Source organism: Enterococcus sp. GPZ-007, assembly GCF_059374735.1.
Genome location: NZ_JCAFYN010000121.1, coordinates 1 through 502, shown reverse-complemented (window position 1 = coordinate 502; position 502 = coordinate 1). Strand labels below are relative to the sequence as shown.

Below are 502 nucleotides of genomic sequence, written 5' to 3'. Positions count from 1 at the left end.
TGTTGCAAAGATTTCCATCTCTCACTAAAGCTTGATTTAACGCTATCCAACGACAAAAAAGTCCTTTATACTACTCTTGGATGACTTATCCAAGACCAATAAAAAGGACCAACGCATGGATAAGTATAACGCAAAAACATCTTTTCAGAAATGGTTTTCTGCAATTAATTTTGACGAATTATCTGAAGAAGCCAAAAATTGGATTCAGCAGTTTGATTCGTATAGTAAAAAACTGGATTTCTCCGCCGCCATCAAAATTCTGATACACGCTGTTTATGAAGAACTACCCAGCTTTCGCGAAATGGATCGTGCCTTTATGGATCGCAGACTCTGTAAAGAAGTCGAGATTGAGTATCTGTGCTATAGCTCGCTCTCTCGTAAAACCGCTGAAATCAGTCCAGACGTTCTAATGGAGATCTTTACACAGTTGTCTCGGAAAGTATCGAAAGAACGACCCAGTTCGAAAACAACCAGTCTTCAGCTCGTTGATTCGACTACGATT

Annotated in this window: 1 pseudogene; it reads left to right on the top strand. The window is 39.4% G+C overall.

Features of this window, described 5'->3' with window-relative positions:
* Positions 1-115: 115 nt before the first annotated feature.
* Positions 116-502: pseudogene (locus AC4J95_RS21180) on the top strand (IS4 family transposase); the annotation flags it as partial.